Annotated in this window: 17 protein-coding genes and 1 rRNA gene; 15 read left to right on the plus strand and 3 right to left on the minus strand. The window is 60.1% G+C overall.

The annotated features are described in order from the left end of the window. Positions 1 to 5: 5 nt before the first annotated feature. From MMW58_RS25480 to trpS, 12 genes are all read left to right on the plus strand, one after another. Positions 6 to 284 carry a BMC domain-containing protein gene (locus tag MMW58_RS25480; RefSeq protein WP_015585230.1) on the plus strand — a complete coding sequence of 93 codons (279 nt, stop codon included), beginning with the start codon at positions 6 to 8 and terminating at the stop codon, positions 282 to 284. A gap of 53 nt (positions 285 to 337) precedes the next feature. Further along, positions 338 to 1,939 carry an acetaldehyde dehydrogenase (acetylating) gene (locus tag MMW58_RS25485; RefSeq protein ID WP_241722360.1) on the plus strand — a complete coding sequence of 534 codons (1,602 nt, stop codon included), beginning with the start codon at positions 338 to 340 and terminating at the stop codon, positions 1,937 to 1,939. Between the two features lie 26 nt (positions 1,940 to 1,965). Further along, positions 1,966 to 2,223: a EutN/CcmL family microcompartment protein gene (locus MMW58_RS25490; protein WP_045860276.1), complete on the plus strand. Its 258-nt coding sequence runs from the start codon at positions 1,966 to 1,968 to the stop codon at positions 2,221 to 2,223. Positions 2,224 to 2,238: 15 nt separating this feature from the next. Next, complete coding sequence (locus MMW58_RS25495) at positions 2,239 to 3,393, plus strand: 1-propanol dehydrogenase PduQ (RefSeq protein WP_241722361.1); 1,155 nt, start codon at positions 2,239 to 2,241, stop codon at positions 3,391 to 3,393. Between the two features lie 25 nt (positions 3,394 to 3,418). Continuing rightward, on the plus strand, positions 3,419 to 6,805 hold the full coding sequence (cutC, locus tag MMW58_RS25500; RefSeq protein WP_133600791.1) for a choline trimethylamine-lyase: 3,387 nt from the start codon (positions 3,419 to 3,421) through the stop codon (positions 6,803 to 6,805). A gap of 114 nt (positions 6,806 to 6,919) precedes the next feature. Continuing rightward, on the plus strand, positions 6,920 to 7,867 hold the full coding sequence (cutD, locus tag MMW58_RS25505) for a choline TMA-lyase-activating enzyme (protein WP_133600792.1): 948 nt from the start codon (positions 6,920 to 6,922) through the stop codon (positions 7,865 to 7,867). Between the two features lie 12 nt (positions 7,868 to 7,879). Further along, positions 7,880 to 8,311, plus strand: a complete 432-nt coding sequence (locus tag MMW58_RS25510) for a BMC domain-containing protein (RefSeq protein WP_241722362.1) — start codon at positions 7,880 to 7,882, stop codon at positions 8,309 to 8,311. After that, positions 8,308 to 8,934, plus strand: coding sequence for a phosphate propanoyltransferase (locus MMW58_RS25515; protein ID WP_241722363.1), 627 nt, complete (start codon positions 8,308 to 8,310; stop codon positions 8,932 to 8,934). The genes MMW58_RS25510 and MMW58_RS25515 overlap by 4 nt, the downstream gene beginning before the upstream one ends. Before the next feature lie 12 nt (positions 8,935 to 8,946). Next, positions 8,947 to 9,633 (plus strand): hypothetical protein, encoded by a 687-nt coding sequence (locus MMW58_RS25520; RefSeq protein ID WP_241722364.1) that lies wholly within the window; start codon positions 8,947 to 8,949, stop codon positions 9,631 to 9,633. Between the two features lie 14 nt (positions 9,634 to 9,647). Further along, entirely contained in the window at positions 9,648 to 10,058 is a 411-nt protein-coding gene (locus MMW58_RS25525; protein WP_095104079.1) for a DMT family transporter, read from the plus strand. Between the two features lie 16 nt (positions 10,059 to 10,074). Then, positions 10,075 to 10,404, plus strand: coding sequence for a DMT family transporter (locus MMW58_RS25530; protein WP_041143869.1), 330 nt, complete (start codon positions 10,075 to 10,077; stop codon positions 10,402 to 10,404). Positions 10,405 to 10,623: 219 nt separating this feature from the next. Continuing rightward, the gene (gene trpS / locus MMW58_RS25535) at positions 10,624 to 11,631 is read left to right on the plus strand and encodes a tryptophan--tRNA ligase (protein WP_241722365.1); all 1,008 of its coding nucleotides are present in this window, start codon (positions 10,624 to 10,626) and stop codon (positions 11,629 to 11,631) included. A gap of 52 nt (positions 11,632 to 11,683) precedes the next feature. Here trpS and MMW58_RS25540 read toward each other — a convergent pair whose 3' ends face one another. Continuing rightward, positions 11,684 to 13,084: a diguanylate cyclase gene (locus MMW58_RS25540; protein ID WP_241722366.1), complete on the minus strand. Its 1,401-nt coding sequence runs from the start codon at positions 13,082 to 13,084 to the stop codon at positions 11,684 to 11,686. A 408-nt stretch (positions 13,085 to 13,492) separates the two neighbouring features. On the opposite strand from MMW58_RS25540, the gene MMW58_RS25545 reads away from it, so the two are divergent. The 3 genes from MMW58_RS25545 to MMW58_RS25555 are packed head-to-tail and all read left to right on the plus strand — an operon-like array spanning position 13,493 to position 18,422. Further along, positions 13,493 to 14,560 (plus strand): HlyD family secretion protein, encoded by a 1,068-nt coding sequence (locus MMW58_RS25545; protein ID WP_241722367.1) that lies wholly within the window; start codon positions 13,493 to 13,495, stop codon positions 14,558 to 14,560. Next, the gene (gene rbbA, locus MMW58_RS25550; protein ID WP_241722368.1) at positions 14,557 to 17,298 is read left to right on the plus strand and encodes a ribosome-associated ATPase/putative transporter RbbA; all 2,742 of its coding nucleotides are present in this window, start codon (positions 14,557 to 14,559) and stop codon (positions 17,296 to 17,298) included. The genes MMW58_RS25545 and rbbA overlap by 4 nt, the downstream gene beginning before the upstream one ends. Then, a complete protein-coding gene (locus MMW58_RS25555; RefSeq protein WP_133600807.1) occupies positions 17,298 to 18,422 on the plus strand; it encodes an ABC transporter permease in 1,125 nt (374 codons plus the stop codon). The genes rbbA and MMW58_RS25555 overlap by 1 nt, the downstream gene beginning before the upstream one ends. 38 nt (positions 18,423 to 18,460) lie before the next feature. On the opposite strand, the gene MMW58_RS25560 is transcribed toward MMW58_RS25555, so the two are convergent. Beyond that, positions 18,461 to 18,778, minus strand: a complete 318-nt coding sequence (locus MMW58_RS25560; RefSeq protein WP_041143863.1) for a hypothetical protein — start codon at positions 18,776 to 18,778, stop codon at positions 18,461 to 18,463. A gap of 803 nt (positions 18,779 to 19,581) precedes the next feature. Then, a 5S ribosomal RNA gene (gene rrf / locus MMW58_RS25565) occupies positions 19,582 to 19,697 on the minus strand. Positions 19,698 to 19,707 lie beyond the last annotated feature (10 nt).

The raw sequence follows: 19,707 nt of genomic DNA on the forward strand, positions 1-19,707 counted from the left end.
ACATGATGAAAGAAGCGCTTGGTCTGATCGAAACCAAAGGTCTGGTGGCCTGTATTGAAGCCGCCGATGCGATGTGTAAAGCCGCCAACGTCGAGCTGATTGGCTATGAAAACGTCGGCTCCGGGCTGGTCACCGCGATGGTGAAAGGCGACGTCGGCGCGGTGAACGCGGCGGTGGACTCCGGCGTGGAAGCGGCGAAACGCATCGGCGAAGTCGTCACCTCTCGCGTCATTGCGCGACCGCATAACGATATCGAGAAAATCGCGTCGCAGCACAAAGCATGACCTGACAGGGCGCGCCCCGTCTCCACTCTTTTCGTCTGATGAAGGATAGACTCATGATTGAACTGGATAACGATTTGCAGTCCCGCCAGAACGCGCGGGAACTGGTGCGCAGCGCCAAAAAGGCCCAGGCGATTCTGGCCACCTTTTCGCAGCAGCAAATCGACGCCATCGTGAAAAACGTGGCCCAGGAAGCGGCGCACCACGCCGAAGCGCTGGCGAAAATGGCCTCGGAAGAGACCGGATTTGGCAACTGGCAGGACAAGGTGCTGAAGAACCGTTTTGCCTCGCTGCGCGTCTACGACGCCATCAAAGATATGAAGACCGTCGGCATCATTCATGACGATCCGCTAAAAAAAGTGATGGACGTGGGCGTGCCGCTGGGGGTGATTTGTGCGCTGGTGCCGTCAACCAACCCGACCTCAACCGTTATCTATAAAACGCTGATTGCCCTCAAGGCCGGCAACGCGATTATCTTTTCCCCGCATCCCGGCGCGCGCGAGTGCAGCTGGAAAGCGATAGAGATCGTTAAGCGCGCCGCCGAAGCCGCAGGCGCCCCGGCGGGCAGCGTCGGCGCGATCACCCAGCTGACCCTCGAAGCCACCTCCGAACTGATGCACAGCAAAGAGGTCTCATTGATCCTCGCCACCGGCGGCGAAGGCATGGTGCGCGCGGCCTATGCTTCCGGCACCCCGACCATCAGCGGCGGCCCGGGCAACGGCCCGGCGTTTATCGAACGCAGCGCCGATATCCACCACGCGGTGAAAGATATCATCACCAGCAAAACCTTCGATAATGGGGTGATCTGCGCCTCCGAGCAGTCGATCATCGTCGAACGCTGCATTTACGACGAAGTCCATCGCGAGCTGGAAGCCCAGGGCGCGTACTTTATGAACGAGGGCGAAGCGGCGAAAATGGCGGCCCTGCTGCTGCGCGCCAACGGCACCATCAACCCGAAAGTGGTTGGCAAAACCGCGCTGTATCTGAGCCAAATGGCCGGCTTCAGCGTCCCGGCCAGCACCCGGGTGCTGATCGCCGAGCAAACCACCGTCTCGCACAAAAACCCCTACTCTCGCGAAAAGCTGTGTCCGGTACTCGGCCTGTACGTGGAAGAGGACTGGAAGGCGGCCTGCAACCGGGTGATGGAGCTGCTGACCAACGAAGGCCTCGGCCACACCCTGGTGATCCACACCCGTAACCAGGACGTCATCCGCCAGTTCTGCCTCGAAAAACCGGTGAACCGCATTCTGATCAACACCCCGGCGGCGCTGGGCGGCATCGGGGCGACCACCAATATCACCCCGGCATTAACCCTTGGCTGCGGCGCCGTCGGCGGCGGTTCCAGCTCCGATAACGTCGGGCCAATGAACCTGCTCAACATCCGCAGGGTCGGCTACGGCGTGCGCTCCATTGATGAACTGCGCGCTCCGGGCAGCCGCCCTGAACCGCAGCCCACCATCGTCGCCCCGGTCGATAACCCGCACCGCAGCATTGTTGACGACCAGCGCTTCACCGCCCCTGCCGCCGCCGCGGCGACCCTTAGCGCGACGGCGGACGATCGCTTTGCGGTCCGCGCCGCCGTCGAGGCGGAAGGCGACATCAGCGAGCAAAACGTGGAGCGCGTTATCCGCCAGGTGCTGGAGCGCCTCGGTAAGTAATGCATTGAGATAAGGCGATAAAAACAATGATTCTCGCAAAGGTAGTCGGACATGTGGTCGCCACGCAGAAATGCGCTGAGCTACGCGGCAGCAACCTGCTGTTAATCGCCAGGTTAGACGATGAACAGCGGCCAATGAAGGACCAGACCTGGGTCGCCATCGATAGCGTCGGCGCAGGCATGCACGACATCGTGCTGGCTGAAGAGTATTTAGCGCTCAACCGGGACCGCTACAAGGCCATGTCGGTGGTTGCCATTGTCGAGAACGTGTTTCGGGACGCTTAAGGAGTGAATAGTCCAATGAGTGAATTTTTACTGAAACCTCGGATCCGCTTTGGTCAGGACGCGCTTGCGGTCCTGAGCGAGCTTCCCGCCCGCAGCGTCCTGCTGGTCACCGATAAGGCGATGGTGAAATTTGGTCTCGCCGAACGCGTGACCCGGATCCTGCAGCAGCGCGGCATCACCTTCCAGGTCTGGGACGACGTGGTGGCCGACCCGGATATCGCCACTATCGTGCGCGGTATGAAGCTGATGGACGACAGCTACCCGGATCTGGTTATCGCCCTCGGCGGCGGTTCGGTGATTGATGCCGCCAAAGCGGTTATTTTCGCCCTGGCGCAAACCCGTCCGGACGCCCGCCGCGAGCGCCCCTGCTTCGTGGCGATCCCCACCACCAGCGGCACCGGCTCTGAAGTGACCGCCTTTTCGGTGGTGAAAGCCGGCGCCGAAAAGCTGGTGCTGGTGGACCCGTCCCTGCTGCCGGATATCGCCATTCTCGACCCGGCGCTGGTGACTTCGGTGCCGCCGGCGATCACCGCCGATACCGGGATGGACGTGCTGTGCCACGCGCTGGAAGCCTACGTCTCTCTCAATGCCAGCGACTTTTCCGACGCGCTGGCGGAAAAAGTGGTGCAGCAGGTGTTTCGCTACCTGCCGACCTGCTGGCGCAGCGGCGATAACCTGCTGGCGCGGGAAAAGATGCATAACGCCTCCTGCATGGCGGGAATGGCCTTTACCAACGCCTCGCTCGGCATCACCCACAGCCTCGCCCACGCGCTCGGCGGCGTCTTCCGCGTCCCGCACGGCCGCGCCAACGCGCTGCTGATGGCGGAAGTCGTGGCGTGGAACGCCGATTATCAGGGACGGTGCGATACCGACGCCGCGTGCAAATACGCTCGCCTGGCTCATCTGCTGGATCTGCCGGCCGCCAGCCCCCGCGAGGGCGTCGCCAGCCTGCTGATCGCCATTCAGGCATTAAAAGACGAAATGACCATGCCGGCCGGCATCCGCGATACCGGCGTCGATGCCGCTGATTTTGACCGCCGGCTGGCGGAAATGGTCGGTCAGGCGCTGCGCGATGGCTGTACCCCAACCAACCCGCGCACGCCGGACGCTCACGCTTTAACCGAACTCTATCGCCGGGCGTGGACCGGCGGCGCCGTTCAGGGCCACTGATAACAAGAACTGGAGAACCTTACCCATGGCACACTACAGCTTAACGCCGCGCGTCAACGTGCTGGCAAAACGTTTACTCGCACAAAAAAGCACCCTGTGCACCGAACATGCCACGACGCTCAACGCCCTTGATGGCGATATCGCAGGCGTTCCCGCCGCCGTTAAACCGGCGCGCCGCTTCTATGAACTGATGCGCCAGCTGCCGGTGTGCATCAGCGCCGACGAGCTGATCGTCGGCAACCAGACCCGCAAACCGCACGGCGCCATCTTTCACGATGAAAGCGCGGCCCATCGCCCGTCGGCGTTCCAGTTTCTCAATCTGAACGGCGACCTCGACTCCCCGGACTATAAGCTGGTCATCGAGAAAGGCGTGCTGGCGATAAAACACCAGCTTGAAGAGAAGACCCGCAGCCTGGGCAGCGCCGTCAGCCGCAGCGGCATGGATGAAGTCAACGGCTGCCGCGCGGCGATTTACGCCTGCGACGGGCTGCTGAGCCTGGCGCAAAATCTCGCTACCAGCGCGGAGACCCTGGCCGCCGGCGAAAGCAACGCTTACCGCCAGAGCGAACTGCGCGACAGCGCCGCCATCCTGCACCAGGTTCCGGCCCACCCGGCGCGCAATTTTAAAGAAGCCTGCCAGGCCTTTTATCTGTTCCAGCTCGCGCTGCAGCTCGATAACGGCAGCTATTCGGTGAACCCGGAGGGCGCCGATAAGGCCCTGCTGCCGTGGTACCAGCGCGATATCGACAGCGGCGCCCTGACGCCACAGCAGGCCTATGAGATCGTCGAATGCCTGTGGTTCAAGCTGGCGGAGCTGAGCGAAGTCCGCGCCGCCTGCGCCATCGACGGCTACCCGATGTTTGACGCCCTGCTGCACGGCGCGAGCCTCGAGAACGCCAGCATCAATGCGCTCTCCGACATGTTCCTCAGCGCCCAGCACAACCTCAGCGCGCTGAACCTGCCGGTGCGCCTGTTCCGCGGCGCGCAGCAGGTCTCTGCCGCCCCGTTCGCCGCCTGCGCCGATACGCCGGTGATGGAAGGCCTGACCCCGCGCATGCAGCGCCTGCGTAACCACTACCTGACCGTGCGCCCGAGCGTCTCCATCTACCGCGCGCTGGCCTTTACCGAAGTGGTCAAAGCCAACCCGGGCATGCCAACCATTCTGCTGCGCGCCAAAGCGTTCCGTCACGCCTGCGAAACCGCGCCGATCCTGATTCAGGATGACGAGCTGATCGTCGGCCATCCGTGCGGCAAACCGCGCGCGGGCGCCTTCTCGCCGGATATCGCCTGGCGCTGGGTGCGCGACGAGCTCGACACCATGAGCACCCGCCCGCAGGATCCGTTTGAGATTAGCGAAGAAGATAAAAAAACTATCCGCGAGGAGATCGTCCCGTTCTGGGAAGGCCGTTCGCTGGATGAGATTTGCGAAGCGCAGTATCGCGAAGCCGGCGTCTGGGCGTTCAGCGGCGAGACCTTCGTCAGCGACCTCTCCTATCACCAGATCAACGGCGGGGGCGATACCTGCCCGGGCTACGACGTCCTGCTGTTCACCAAAGGGATGAACGGCATTAAGGCCGATGCGCAGGCCCGCCTCGAGCAGCTGAGCATGGAGAACCCGGAAGATATCGACCGCATTTACTACTACAAGGCGGCGATCGAAACCTGCGAAGGCGTCATTAACTACTCCCACCGCATCGCCGCCCACGCCCGGGAGCTGGCGGCCAGGGAGCAGAACGCCCGGCGTCGCGCCGAGCTGCTGACCATCGCCGAGGTTAACCAGAACGTGCCGGCCAACCCGCCGAAAACCCTGCAGGAAGCGCTGCAGAGCATCTGGACCGTGGAGTCGCTGTTCGAAGTCGAAGAGAACCAGACCGGCCTCTCCCTCGGCCGCGTTGACCAGTACTGCTACCCGATGTTTGAGGCCGATATTCGCGAAGGGCGCCTGACCCACGAGTCCGCGCTGGAGATGATGCAGGCCTTTATCATCAAGTGCGCCGAGCTGATGTGGATGTCCAGCGAGCTGGGGGCGAAATACTTCGCCGGCTATCAGCCGTTTATCAACCTGACCGTCGGCGGTCAGAAGCGCTCCGGCGGCGATGCCTGCAACGATCTCACCTATCTGATTATGGACGCCGTGCGCTTCGTGAAGGTTTACCAGCCGTCGCTGGCCTGCCGCATTCACAACCAGTCGCCGCAGAAGTACATGGAAAAAATCGTCGACGTGGTGAAAGCGGGCATGGGCTTCCCGGCCTGCCACTTCGATGACTCCCATATCAAGATGATGCTGCGTAAAGGCTTCGATTTCGAAGACGCCCGCGACTACTGCCTGATGGGCTGCGTCGAGCCGCAGAAATCCGGTCGTATCTACCAGTGGACCTCCACCGGCTACACCCAGTGGCCCATCGCCATCGAGTTCGTGCTGAACCGCGGCCGGATGGTGCTGTTCGATAGCTATCAGGGGCTGGATACCGGCGATCTGCGCGACCTGCACACCTTCGAAGCGTTCGACGCGGCGGTGAAACAGCAGATTGCCCATATCGTGCGCCTGTCGGCAATCGGGACGGTGATCAGCCAGCGCGTGCACCGCGACGTGGCGCCGAAACCGCTGATGTCGCTGCTGGTGGAAGGCTGCATGGAGAGCGGTAAAGACGTGGCGGCCGGCGGCGCGATGGTCAACCACGGGCCGGGTCTGATCTTCTCGGGCCTGGCGACCTACGTCGACTCCCTAGCCGCGATCCGCAAGCTGGTGTATGAAGATAAAAAATATACCCTCGAGCAGATCCGCGACGCGATGCTGGCGAACTTTGAAGGCTTCGAAGGGCTGCGCCGCGACTGCCTGAACGCGCCGAAATACGGCAACGACGACAACTACGTTGACCAGTACGCGCTGGATATCACCGAATGGACCGAGCGCGAGTGCCGTAAGTACCAGATGCTCTACTCCACCCTCAGCCACGGCACCCTGTCGATCTCCAACAACACGCCGATCGGCGAGCTGACCAACGCCACGCCGAACGGTCGCCTGGCGTGGATGCCGCTCTCGGACGGCATCAGCCCGACCCAGGGCGCCGATAAGCAGGGTCCGACGGCGATAATCAAGTCGGTCAGCAAGATGAACGTGGAGACCATGAACATCGGCATGGTGCACAACTTCAAGTTCCTCAAAGGGTTGCTGGATACTCCCGAAGGACGCCATGGCCTGATCACGCTGCTGCGTACTGCATCAATTCTCGGCAACGGCCAGATGCAGTTCAGCTACGTCGATAACGAAGTGCTGAAAAAAGCCCAGCAGGAGCCGGAAAAATACCGCGACCTGATCGTCCGCGTAGCGGGCTACAGCGCCTACTTCGTCGAGCTGTGCAAAGAAGTTCAGGACGAAATCATCAGCCGTACGGTGATTGAAAAGTTCTAGGCATCATTTGAGAAATATTTGAGCCCTATTTGAGAAATAACAGGAAGTTCTTCACCGAGGGCGGGCCGCAGATAAGGTTGCTGCGGCCTGCCGGAGGACGGGGAGGAGGCAAACGTGATCGCAACACAAGAATTAACCGGCCGCATCTTCAATATTCAGAAGTATTCGATCTACGACGGGGACGGTATTCGCACGCTGGTTTTTTTCAAAGGCTGCAATATCCGCTGCCCGTGGTGCGCGAACCCGGAAGGGCTTACCAGCCAGTTTCAGGTGATGTTCTCGCAGGATAAATGCGTTAACTGCGGCGACTGCGTCAGCGTCTGCCCGGCGGGTATTCATTACCGGGCAGAGGAAAACGGCGAAATGAAGCACTTCGTCGACCGCAATAAAGACTGCATCGGCTGCCGTAAATGCGAAGAGATTTGCACCCGGAACGCGCTGGATATTATGGGTAAAGACGTCACCGTCAGCGAGCTGATGGAGATAATCATGCAGGATTACGATTTTTATATCGCCTCCGGCGGCGGCGTGACTATCGGCGGCGGCGAAATGAGCCTGCAGACCGATTTTGCCGTCGCCTTATTTAGCGAATGCAAAAAGATGATGCTCAATACCGCTATCGAAACTCAGGGCACCACCCCGCTGGCTAATTACCAGAAGCTCGCGCCGGTCACCGACACCTTCTTATTCGATATTAAGCAAATCAATAGCGCGCACCATAAAGCGTTATTCGGCATTGGCAACGAAGGGATCCGCCGCAATCTGGAGTGGCTGGTGGACTCCGGCGCCAACGTGATTGTCAGGATGCCGCTGGTACGCGGATATAACGACTCCTGGGAAGCCATTACCGGCGCCATTGATTACGTACAGAAGCTAGCAAAACGCGGAAATATCCGCCGCATCGATATGCTGCCGTACCACCAGCTGGGGCGTAAAAAATATGAACGCCTGGATATGCCGTACCCGATTACTCAGGACCCGTCTTATTCGGCAGAAGAGTTAGACCGGCTGGAAACGTTCTTCGCGCAGTTTGATTTTGATATTCGTTTAGTCCGCCATTAACAGGAGCTGACAATGAAAAGTTTAGGCGTAATTGAAACGCGAGGGCTGGTCGCCGCCATTCAGGCCGTCGACGCCGCCTGCAAAGCCGCAGGCGTGAGCTGCATCGGCTACCGTAAAATCGGATCGGGGCTGGTCAGCGTCTGCTTTGAAGGCGAAATCAGCGCCATCCACACCGCGATTGAGCGCGGTGTCGAAGTCGTCGCCGCGGGCCAGGTCGTCGGCTCGCTGGTCATCGCCCGTCCGGAACGCAGCGTGGTCGATGCGCTGGGTAAATTAAAAGGCCGCCCGTCGCGTCCTGCGGCCCAGGCCGGGGCGCCGGCGGCTAAAGCCGACGCCTCGCTCCCGCCACAAGAAAAAGAGCCGGCCGCGCCCTACGCCGCAGAGCCGGTAGCGGACCAGGCGGAAGACAAAAACGCCGCGCAGAGGAGAGGGAAGAAGGCATGATCGACGCTCTGCTCCATGAAAAAATTGCCACCCGCCTGAACCGCGTCGCCCCGGAGATCCCGGTCGGCATCTCTAACCGCCACGTTCATCTGGCGCAGCAGGATGTCGAGGCGCTGTTCGGCAAGGGCTACGCGCTAACCCCGCTGAAGCCGCTGCGTCAGCCGGGGCAGTTCGCCGCCGAAGAGTGCGTCACCGTGGTCGGGCCTAAGGGCTCGCTGACCCAGGTGCGCGTCCTCGGCCCCACCCGGCCCTGCAGCCAGCTGGAAATTTCCCGCGCCGACTGCTTCACTCTCGGTATCAGGGCGCCGGTGCGCGAGTCCGGCCAGCTGGAGAACGCCGGCAGCGCGCTGCTGATCGGCCCGGCGGGCCACGTTGAGCTTCGTTCGCAGGTGATCTGCGCCTGGCGGCATATTCATATGTCGCCGCAGGACGCCCGCCGACTGAACGTCAGCAACGGGCAGAAGGTCAGCGTCCGCAGCAACGGCGAGCGCCGGCTGACGTTTGATGAGGTGGTGATTCGGGTGCGCGATGATTTTGTGCTTGAGTTCCATATCGATACCGAAGAGGCCAACGCCGCCGGGCTGAAAAACGGCGCGCAGGTCGTCATCACCCAGCCCGCTTAACGGAGACCGGCCATGACCGACGAAGAGATCGAACGCCTGGTGACGCGGATTATCCAGCGGCTACAGCCGCCGGTTCTGGTAATGGTCGCCGCCGCCGACGGCTACCGGCAGGCGATCCGCCGCCGCCTGATGGGCTGCGGGCATCCGCTGCATATCGTACTGGACGAAGGCACCCCGGACGCCGCATGCTGGCAGGAAACCGGCACAATCGTCCCGGCGTCAGCCTGGCAGGAAGCGCTGCCGGCAATGGCCTGGCGCGCGGCGATCGTGCCGTTTCTTGACTATCCGCTGGCGGCAGACCTGGCGAACGGCAACCTGCGAAGCCCGTTCGCCAGACGCCTGCACGAGGCGCTGCTTAGCGGCCTGCCGGTGCTGGCGCTGCGCTACCACTGCGATCCCGACAGCGAGCTCAATCAGCTGTACGGCGCGGCGGCCGACTCGGCCTACGCCGGGCAGATGCGCTCGACGCTGGCCCGCCTGACGGAGTGCGGCGTTACGCTGTGCGATATGAACGAGCTGCTGGAGCGGCTGACGTCGGGCAGCGCAGCGCCGCCGCCGGTGAATGCAACGCGGCGTTATCTTACCGTCACAGACGTGGTGAATAATCCGGCGCTAGCCTCCGCGCCCGATGCCGAGCTGACCGATGCCGCCATCGATTTTTTAAAAAACAGAAAAAAAGAACCTTACCTTAATAAATAGACCCGGAGTTTATTATGTCTTCCAAAACAAAATGTTGGCTATGGATGCTGCTGGTTATCCTCTCCGAAACCTCAGCCACTTCGACGCTTAAAATGTTCGGCAGCAGCGAAGGCTCGACCAAAATGATGCTGCTCGCGCTGCTGATTGTTCTCTACTGCACCTGCTACTACTCGCTCTCCCGCGCGGTGAAAGATATCCCCGTCGGCCTGGCGTATGCCACCTGGTCCGGCACCGGCATCCTGGTCGTTTCCACCCTGGGCATGGCGTTTTACGGCCAGCATCCGGATACCGCGGCCATTATCGGCATGGCGATTATCGCCAGCGGTATCGTCATCATGAACCTGTTCTCGAAAATGGGCAGCGAGGAGAGCGCCGCGGCGCCCGCCGAGCCGGTTACGCCTCTCGACAAAAAGATCGCCAACTGACTGAAAGGAATAGCATATGTTTAATCTCGGATTTTTATGGCTGGCGCTGTCAATCGGCTCCGAAATCACCGGCACTTCGATGATCAAAAAGACCAACGGCTTTAGCAAGCTGGCGCCGTCGGTGCTGGTAGTCTGCGCCTACGGGCTGTGCTATTTCGCCCTCACCCGCGCGATGAGCACCATCCCGGTGGGCGTGGCCTACTCGCTGTGGTGCGGCTTTGGTATCGTCGGCGTCACCATCTGCTCAATGATCCTCTACAAGCAGAAACCGGATCTGCCGGCCATCTTCGCGATGGTGCTGATTATCTCCGGCGGCATCATCATGAACGTCTTCTCGACGATGTAAGTACGCCGCCAGGGTAAACGGAGCGTGGGTTTACCCCATGCCCGTTTCGTGGCAGGATAGTCCGATGAACAGAAACGTTGTCGTTACCCGCTCCCTTCGCTGGTGGCTGCCTGCATAAAGGCGGCACGATTGACGTTTCCATTTTCAAAGCCGCCGGAAGGCGGCTTTGTCATTTCTCAGCGACGCCTTTCGGCTTAACCGCATCGTAAGGAGTTTCTGATGAACGCAAACCACACCATTCTCACCGGCGATCGCCCGACCGGTCAGCTGCACCTCGGCCATTACGTGGGGTCGCTGCGCCAGCGCGTGCAGCTGCAGCATGATCACCAGCAGTTTATTCTGGTCGCCGACCTGCAGGGATTAACGGACAACGGCAGCAACCCGCAAAAGATAAGCAGCAATATCTTTGAAGTGATGGCCGACTATCTGGCCGTCGGCATCGATCCGCAGAAAACCACGATTTGCCTGCAGTCTGCCCTCCCGGCGCTGGCGGAGCTGAGCACCCTGTACATGAACATCGTCACCGTTGCCCGCGTCGAGCGCAATCCCACCGTCAAGCATGAAATTGCGCAGAAAGGCTTCGCCCGCTCGCTGCCGGTGGGGTTTCTGGCCTACCCCATCAGCCAGGCCGCCGATATCACCGCCTTTAAGGCCGGGCTGGTGCCGGTCGGCGACGATCAGCTGCCGATGATCGAACAGACCAACGAAATCGTACATAAGATGAATAGCCTGACGACGGCGCCGGTGCTGCAGCACTGCCGGGCGCTGCTCAGCGAGGTTGGCCGCCTGCCGGGCGTTGACGGCAGCGCAAAAATGTCAAAATCGCTGGGCAATACGCTGACGCTTTCGGCCAGCGAAGAGGAGATCCATCGCGCGGTCAGCGCCATGTATACCGACCCGGGCCACCTGCGCGTTGCTGACCCGGGCCGGGTGGAAGGTAACGTCGTCTTTACCTATCTCGATGCCTTCCACCCCGATAAGCCGCTGGTTGCCGAAATGAAGGCGCACTATCAGCGTGGCGGACTGGGCGACCGGCAGTGTAAAAACGCGCTGGAGGCGTGTTTGCAGACGCTGCTGGCGCCGATCCGCGAGCGCCGGGCGCGGTTTATTGCCGATAAAGGCATGCTGCAGGAGCTGCTGCGTCAGGGCAGCGAGCGGGCGAACGACCTCACGCAGCGGACGCTGCATGAGGTAAAACGAGGTCTGGGATTACCGATCCTGTTCTGAACGAGGCGACTCGCCATCGCGCTTCGCCTGCGGAGCCTGTCCGGCAGACGGCCTAGCCGCCGCTGCCGCCTTCGTGCATCTTCACGCAGTTGCGTCCGTCGCGCTTGGCGGCATAGAGCGCGCTATCGGCGTCGCGCAGCAGCAGGTTGTAATCAGGGTGACCGGTATGGATGGCGTAGCCGATGCTGGCGGTAATGGCGATTTCGGTCTCGCCGCCCACGTTGAAGGCGAGCTGGCTGATATTTTTGCGCAGGCGCTCAAGGAGCACGTGGGCCTCGTGGGGACCGGTTTCCACCAGCACCAGCAGAAACTCTTCGCCACCGTAGCGGAAGATATAGTCGCTGGAGCGGATATTATCGCCGAGCAGATCGGCAACGTGCTTAATCGCCCGGTCGCCCACCTGATGGCCCCAGCTATCGTTAATCTCTTTAAAATGGTCGATATCGACGATCGCCACCGTCATCGGCCGCTCATACTCGATGGCAAGCGTGACCTCATGCTTGAGGACCACCGGCAGATAGCGACGGTTGAGCAGGCTGGTGAGCGCATCTTTGCCGTTTTGCATTTGCGTCAGGCTGCTAAAAATCACCCCCAGCTGGCTGCCGATCTGCTGGCAATGAATATGAATCCCCTGCAGCAGGTTTTGCGTCTCTTTATATCCCGTATGGCTATCCGCTGATTTCCAACCGCTAATCAGGCTATCGACCTCAGCGATTAATCCGCCAATCTCTTCCATCTGCGCGTTCTTATTAAAATAGCGCACGCATTTATGGCGGAACCACAGGCCAAATTCGGATTCAGATAATAACGTAGCGTTAATATCGTTTTTATTTTCGCTAACGATATTAAAAATAACGGTATTCTCCCAGCCGGAGAGCGCGGCCTGCTGTTTACCGTATTCCATCGGTACGTTATCCATCAGGCTGTAGAGGCGATAGGCCTCTTCGTTTTTGGTGGCCCGATAGTGCGACAGAGTGTAGGCATGGCACATCATCTCGATCGCCATATTAAACGCCATAATCGCATAGTAGATCGCGGCCACGCCGGTTTGGCGGTCTATCGCGCTGTCGCGAATATATTCGATCACCCCGGCCTTGAGCTGCCTGGCGCCGCGCAGCACGGCCTCGGCAGGAATGCCGATCCGCGAGTGAATGCTGCCAATATGGTATTGCCGTTCCGCCAGCGCCTGCAGGCCGTCCTTCTCGCAGGTCAAAATGTCTTTGACCCAGCCGGCCAGCGAGCGGCTCAGACGTTCCTGAACCAGGTCATAGGTAAGGTGCCTGGCAATATCCGGGTCCTGAAAAATAAAGTCATAAAAGCGGGCCGCCAGCGCTTCAGCCTGCTCGGAGGCAATATTATTAAGAACCGCCTTCACTTCCGGCGTCAGGCCGTCGTGCAGCGGCAGCCATTCCTTAAAAATAACCGCGATATATTTTTTGCTTTCATCTTTCATTGAATAAAGCACTCGCTGACGTTTGTCTCTTTTCAGGGCCGCAGATCATACAACAGTTAACTATGACCAACCAGATTGAAAATGCAGCAACCGCCTTTTACGCCAGGCCGACGACGGGCGGTTGGCGACGCGGCGTCAGTACCCCACACTTATCGTATGGACATACTCAATACAAATGCTAGTATCCCATAGACAGTAGCTATATTTATGCGTGTTTCATTTAAGGCCAGGATTGCTGATGATGACCACATTCGTAGCACATCTTTCTCACCGGTTAGCCGCGCAGCTGGATCCGCGCGCCGGTCGGCCTTGCCCCTCCACTCCCCTGTCTTTCAACGAGAGAATGCTCCTTATGGCGGAGGAAAGAAACGCGCATCACTCAGCAATATGGAACAGAGCGAGTAGCGTATGGACAAAATCAAACAGCACTGGGCCTGGTGCCTTGTCGGCCTGCTGGCGGTCGTCGCCGCCCTGATAGTATGGGCGCTGCGTCCGCCGGGACTTCCGCAGGGTTTTGCCGGCAGCAACGGCAGGATCGAAGCCACCGAGGTGGATATCGCCAGCAAAACCGCCGGACGCATCGACGCGATTCTGGTCAAAGAGGGGCAGTTCGTTCGCAAGGGCGAGGTGCTGGCGCGGATGGATATTCGGGTACTTAACGAACAGCGCCTCGAGGCCGCCGCCCAGATCAAAGAGGCTGAAAGCGCGGTCGCCGCCGCGAAAGCGCTGCTGGATCAGCGGCAGAGCGAAATGCGCGCCACCGAAGCGGTGGTCAAACAGCGGCAGGCGGAGCTCAACTCCACCGCCAAACGGCACGTGCGATCCAGCGCGCTGTCGCAGCGCGGCGCGGTTTCGGCCCAGCAGCTCGACGATGACCAGGCGGCAGCGGAAAGCGCCAGGGCGGCGCTCGAATCTGCCAGAGCCCAGGTGTCTGCGGCGAGGGCGGCAATTGAAGCCGCCCGCACCAGCATTATTCAGGCGCAAACCCGCGTTGATGCCGCGCAGGCGACGGAGCGACGCATCCTCGCCGATATCGACGATAGCGAGCTCAAAGCGCCGCGCGACGGCCGAATTCAGTATCGCGTCGCCGAGCCGGGCGAAGTCCTGGCGGCCGGCGGCCGGGTGCTGAATATGGTCGACCTCTCCGATGTCTATATGACCTTCTTCCTGCCAACCGAGCAGGCGGGCCTGCTGGCGCTGGGCAGCGAGGCGCGCATCGTGCTGGACGCGGCGCCAAACATGGTCGTTCCCGCCCATATCAGCTTTGTCGCCAGCGTCGCGCAGTTTACGCCGAAAACGGTAGAAACCAGCGATGAGCGCCTGAAGCTGATGTTCCGCGTGAAGGCCCGCATTCCGCCGGAGCTGCTGGAGCAGCACCTGGAGTATGTCAAAACCGGCCTGCCCGGCATGGCATACGTTCGCCTGGATAGCCAGCAGGCCTGGCCCGATACGCTCACGGTGAGGTTGCCGCAATGAGAGGATCTCAGCAGGATACTTATCCACCGGTCGCCCTGCTGGAACACGTTGGCCAGCGCTTTGGCGCCACCGTCGCGCTGCGGGATATCACGCTAAGCATTCCCGCTCGTCGGATGGTGGGCCTGATTGGCCCTGACGGCGTCGGCAAATCCAGCCTGCTGTCGCTGATTTCCGGAGCGCGGGCGATTGAGCAGGGCAACGTGATGGTCCTCGGCGGCGATATGCGCGACGCCCGGCACCGGCGGGATGTCTGCCCCAAAATCGCCTGGATGCCGCAGGGGCTGGGCAAAAACCTCTATCACACCCTGTCGGTGTATGAAAACGTCGATTTCTTTGCCCGCCTGTTCGGTCACGACAGGGCCGAGCGAGAGAACCGCATCGATGAGCTCCTGCACAGCACCGGTCTGGCCCCTTTCCGCGATCGTCCTGCCGGGAAGCTGTCCGGCGGGATGAAGCAGAAGCTCGGCCTGTGCTGCGCGCTGATCCACGATCCGCAGCTGCTGATCCTTGATGAGCCCACTACCGGCGTTGATCCGCTGTCTCGCGCCCAGTTCTGGGAGCTGATTGACAGCATTCGCCAGCGCCAGCCGGAGATGAGCGTGCTGGTGGCGACGGCCTATATGGAAGAAGCGGAGCGCTTCGACTGGCTGGTGGCGATGAACGCCGGGGAGGTGCTGGCGACCGGCAGCGCCGAAGAGCTCAAAGCGCAAACCCGCAGCCAGACGCTGGAGCAGGCGTTTATCGCCCTGCTGCCGGAAGCCCAGCGCGAGGCGCACAAAGAGGTCATCATCCCGCCGCGCAGCGCGCAGGACGATGACATCGCCATTGAGGCCCGCGACCTGACCATGCGCTTTGGCAGCTTCGTGGCGGTCGATCGCGTGAATCTCCGCATCGCCCGCGGCGAGATTTTTGGTTTCCTCGGCTCAAACGGCTGCGGTAAATCAACCACCATGAAGATGCTTACCGGCCTGCTGCCCGCCAGCGAAGGCGAGGCCTGGCTATTCGGTCAGCCGGTCGATCCGAAGGACATCGACACCCGCCGCCGCGTCGGCTATATGTCGCAGGCCTTCTCCCTCTACAGCGAGCTGACCGTCAGGCAGAACCTCGAGCTGCACGCCCGCCTGTTCCACATCCCTGATGCTGAGATCCCTGCTCGGGTGGCGGAAATGAGCCAGCGCTTTATGTTAACGGAGGTCGAAGATACCCTGCCCGCCGCTCTGCCGCTGGGTATTCGTCAGCGGCTCTCTCTCGCCGTGGCGGTGATCCATCGCCCGGAAATGCTGATCCTCGATGAGCCAACTTCCGGCGTCGATCCGGTCGCCAGGGATATGTTCTGGCAGCTGATGGTCGATCTCGCCCGTCAGGATCGGGTGACCATTTTTATCTCGACCCACTTTATGAACGAAGCCGAACGCTGCGATCGTATTTCGCTGATGCATGCCGGGAAGGTGCTGGCCAGCGATACGCCGCAGGCGCTGGTGGCCCGGCGCGGCGCGGCAACGCTCGAAGAGGCGTTTATCGGCTGGCTGCAGGATGCCCAGCAGCCCGTCGCTGAAACAGCGCCCGCTCCGCCGGCTAGCGCTTCGTCCGTGACGACGGCGGCGCAGCAGGCGTTCAGCCCTGGCCGGCTCTTTAGCTACAGCCGGCGCGAAGCGCTGGAGCTGCGGCGCGATCCGGTACGATCGACCCTCGCCCTGCTGGGTACCGTTATTCTGATGTTCATCATGGGATACGGCATCAGCATGGACGTGGAAGATCTGCGCTTCGCGGTACTCGATCGCGACCAGACCCTCAGCAGCCAGGGCTGGTCGCAGAATATTGCTGGCTCGCGCTACTTTATCGAGCAGCCGCCGCTGCAGAGCTATGACGAGCTGGACAGGCGGATGCGCAGCGGCGAGCTGGCCGTGGCCGTTGAAATCCCGCCTAATTTTGGCCGCGATATTGCCCGCGGCACGCCGGTGAAAATTGGCGTCTGGGTGGACGGCGCCATGCCTAATCGTGCCGAGACGGTGCGCGGCTACGTTCAGGCCATGCATCTGGCGTGGCTACAGGAGATGGCCGGGCGGCAGGCCTCTCCCGCCCGCGATACGTCGCTGATATCCATCGAGACGCGCTATCGCTATAACCCGGACGTGAAAAGCCTGCCGGCCATCGTTCCGGCGGTGATCCCGCTGCTGCTGATGATGATCCCGGCGATGCTCAGCGCGCTGAGCGTGGTACGCGAAAAAGAGCTTGGCTCAATCATTAATCTGTACGTCACCCCGACGACCCGCAGCGAGTTTCTGCTCGGCAAGCAGCTGCCCTATATCGTGCTGGGAATGTTTAACTTTTTCCTGCTGTGCGCGCTGTCGGTGTTGGTGTTTGGCGTAGCGCACAAGGGCAGTTTTCTCACCCTGACCCTGGCGGCGCTGCTCTATGTCACCATCGCCACCGGGCTGGGGCTGCTGATCTCCACCTTTATGAAAAGCCAGATTGCGGCCATCTTCGGTACCGCCATTATTACGCTGATACCGGCCACGCAGTTTTCCGGCATGATTGACCCGGTCGCTTCGCTGGAGGGGCCCGGCCGCTGGATTGGTCAGATCTACCCGACCAGCCATTTTCTGACCATCGCCCGCGGCACATTCTCAAAAGCCCTGAGCCTGACGGACCTGTGGGCGTCCTTTATACCGCTGCTGATTGCCGTCCCGCTGGTGCTCGGCCTCAGCGTGTGGCTGCTGAAAAAACAGGAGGGATGATGCGCGGATTACGCAATATTTATAATCTCGGCGTCAAGGAGCTGCGCAGTCTGCTCGGCGATAAGGCGATGCTGACCTTAATCCTCTTCGCCTTTACCGTGTCGGTCTATTCCTCTGCGACCGTGATGCCAGGCTCGCTGCATCTGGCGCCTGTGGCGATTGCCGACATGGATAAATCGCAGCTCTCTTCGCGTATTATCAACGGCTTTTATCGGCCGTGGTTTTTACCGCCGGAGCTGATTAACGAAGATGAGATGGATGCCGGGCTGGATGCCGGGAGCTATACCTTTGCCATTAATATTCCCCCTAACTTTCAGCGCGACGTGCTCGCCGGGCGGCAGCCGGAAATACAGGTTAACGTCGACGCCACGCGGATGAGCCAGGCCTTTACCGGCAACGGCTATATCCAGAATATTATCAGCGGGGAGGTGAACGGCTTCGTTGCCCGCTATCGGGATAACGCCACTCTGCCGGTAGAGCTGGCGGTGCGCATGCGCTTTAACCCCAATCTTGAGCAGGAGCGCTTTGGCGCGGTCATGGCCATCATCAACAACATCACCATGCTGGCGATCGTGCTGACCGGCTCGGCGCTGATCCGCGAGCGGGAGCACGGCACGGTCGAACACCTGCTGGTTATGCCGGTGACGCCGTTTGAAATTATGCTGGCAAAAATCTGGTCGATGGGGCTGGTGGTGCTGGTCGTTTCCGGGCTTTCGCTGCTGCTGATGGTTCAGGGGGTGCTGCAGGTGCCGATTGAAGGCTCGATCCCGCTGTTTATGCTGGGCGTGGCCCTGAGCCTGTTCGCAACCACCTCCATCGGGATCTTTATGGGGACGGTGGCGCGCTCGATGCCGCAGCTGGGGCTGCTGATGATTCTCGTACTGCTGCCGCTGCAGATGCTTTCAGGCGGCTCAACCCCGCGGGAAAGCATGCCCCAGGCGGTACAGGATATTATGTTAACCATGCCGACCACCCACTTCGTCAGCCTCGCGCAGGCGATTCTGTATCGCGGTGCCGGATTTGCCATTGTCTGGCCGCAGTTTTTAACCCTGATGGCGATTGGCGCCGCGTTTTTTGCCATCGCCCTGCTGCGGTTTCGTAAGACCATCGGCGCGATGGCGTGAATGAGCCGTACCGGTCGTCACTTTAGGCGGCCGGTGGACTATTTTTTGCTGTTTATCACCCGGCGCAGCAGCCAGGTAAAGCCCATCGCCATGCTAAACAGAATGAACAGCAGCACGACCCAGCTCACCGAGATGCGGACCAGCGTGCCGAAGGTCATCAGCGGCTGTAGATAGACGGTAAACGAGTCGCTTAACGGCTTATCCATCAGCATATAGGCGCTATCGGCCAGCCAGACGCAGACGCGACACGCCAGCCAGATAATTGCCGGCCAGCAGAGCAGGACCAAAAAGGTAAGGCGTTCTTGTACGTAGCGGGTGAGCCGGCGCAAAGGGGGCCAGCCAAGCAGGATTTTCATTTATATTCTCATATTGCCACCCGGTGACAGGGGTTATTTAGCCCCGGGAGTGACCGAAACAGGCATTAATATCGGCAGTACGCTTGATATTTTATATCACAATTCGGTTAATCCGAACCCGATCAAGTTAACAAAGTGTTAAGGACAGTAAATCATTTTATTGGTAAAGTCCAGTTATTACTATTTTACGTCTGGAATAGCGAAGCGTTATTTTGTAAATAATTGATAATATTAATTAAATATAATTAAGGCGTGAATTAAAGATATTCAGAGAATTAATTAAAAACCGTGGTTTTATATTTAAAACATAGCTGATTTATATTTTAAATATAGTATCAGGGGCGGCAAGGCGTTGTGCTTATCAGAAGAGTGCGGATTGCGGGGGAGGCCCGCGCGGCGTGGGGCCATTGTTTGTTTCAGGGGATGGTTTTCAGGGGTAGGCTTGATTGATGCCAGGTAGTATATAGCGGGCATTCTGCGACCTATTGCTCCGGATCCGCCGGCGTTTTCGCGGCTAAAGGGGCATGGATCGCGGCGCGCAGCGCCCGATCCGGGCGGCGTCCGGCCGCTTTTCATGAACCGCAGACAACAAAAAAACCCCATGCCTGCGCATGAGGTTTTTCTGTTTGTTTGATGCCTGGCCGTTGTATGCCGGGCCTCCTGCCCCCCACCCTCCGGGCAGCACGGCGTGCTGTGCAAATTCGTTCCCGACGAATTTGTCCTCCTCAGGAGAGCGCTTACCGACAAACAACAGATAAAACAAAAGGCCCAGTCTTTCGACTGGGCCTTTTGTTTTATTTGATGCCTGGCAGTTCCCTACTCTCACATGGGGAGACCCCACACTACCATCGGCGCTACGGCGTTTCACTTCTGAGTTCGGCATGGGGTCAGGTGGGACCACCGCGCTGTTGCCGCCAGGCAAATTCTGT

Source organism: Klebsiella sp. HC6 (genome assembly GCF_022605325.1).
In the GTDB taxonomy this organism is placed as follows: Bacteria; Pseudomonadota; Gammaproteobacteria; order Enterobacterales; family Enterobacteriaceae; genus Klebsiella; species Klebsiella terrigena.

Excerpts from the sequence above, each read along its gene's own strand:
- MMW58_RS25480 (WP_015585230.1), top strand. The coding sequence starts at position 6 with ATGAAAGAAGCGCTTGGTCTGATCGAAACCAAAGGTCTGGTGGCCTGT.
- MMW58_RS25485 (WP_241722360.1), top strand. The coding sequence starts at position 338 with ATGATTGAACTGGATAACGATTTGCAGTCCCGCCAGAACGCGCGGGAA.
- MMW58_RS25490 (WP_045860276.1), top strand. The coding sequence starts at position 1,966 with ATGATTCTCGCAAAGGTAGTCGGACATGTGGTCGCCACGCAGAAATGC.
- MMW58_RS25495 (WP_241722361.1), top strand. The coding sequence starts at position 2,239 with ATGAGTGAATTTTTACTGAAACCTCGGATCCGCTTTGGTCAGGACGCG.
- cutC (WP_133600791.1), top strand. The coding sequence starts at position 3,419 with ATGGCACACTACAGCTTAACGCCGCGCGTCAACGTGCTGGCAAAACGT.
- MMW58_RS25510 (WP_241722362.1), top strand. The coding sequence starts at position 7,880 with ATGAAAAGTTTAGGCGTAATTGAAACGCGAGGGCTGGTCGCCGCCATT.
- MMW58_RS25515 (WP_241722363.1), top strand. The coding sequence starts at position 8,308 with ATGATCGACGCTCTGCTCCATGAAAAAATTGCCACCCGCCTGAACCGC.
- MMW58_RS25520 (WP_241722364.1), top strand. The coding sequence starts at position 8,947 with ATGACCGACGAAGAGATCGAACGCCTGGTGACGCGGATTATCCAGCGG.
- MMW58_RS25525 (WP_095104079.1), top strand. The coding sequence starts at position 9,648 with ATGTCTTCCAAAACAAAATGTTGGCTATGGATGCTGCTGGTTATCCTC.
- MMW58_RS25530 (WP_041143869.1), top strand. The coding sequence starts at position 10,075 with ATGTTTAATCTCGGATTTTTATGGCTGGCGCTGTCAATCGGCTCCGAA.
- trpS (WP_241722365.1), top strand. The coding sequence starts at position 10,624 with ATGAACGCAAACCACACCATTCTCACCGGCGATCGCCCGACCGGTCAG.
- MMW58_RS25540 (WP_241722366.1), bottom strand. The coding sequence starts at position 13,084 with ATGAAAGATGAAAGCAAAAAATATATCGCGGTTATTTTTAAGGAATGG.
- MMW58_RS25545 (WP_241722367.1), top strand. The coding sequence starts at position 13,493 with ATGGACAAAATCAAACAGCACTGGGCCTGGTGCCTTGTCGGCCTGCTG.
- rbbA (WP_241722368.1), top strand. The coding sequence starts at position 14,557 with ATGAGAGGATCTCAGCAGGATACTTATCCACCGGTCGCCCTGCTGGAA.
- MMW58_RS25555 (WP_133600807.1), top strand. The coding sequence starts at position 17,298 with ATGCGCGGATTACGCAATATTTATAATCTCGGCGTCAAGGAGCTGCGC.
- MMW58_RS25560 (WP_041143863.1), bottom strand. The coding sequence starts at position 18,778 with ATGAAAATCCTGCTTGGCTGGCCCCCTTTGCGCCGGCTCACCCGCTAC.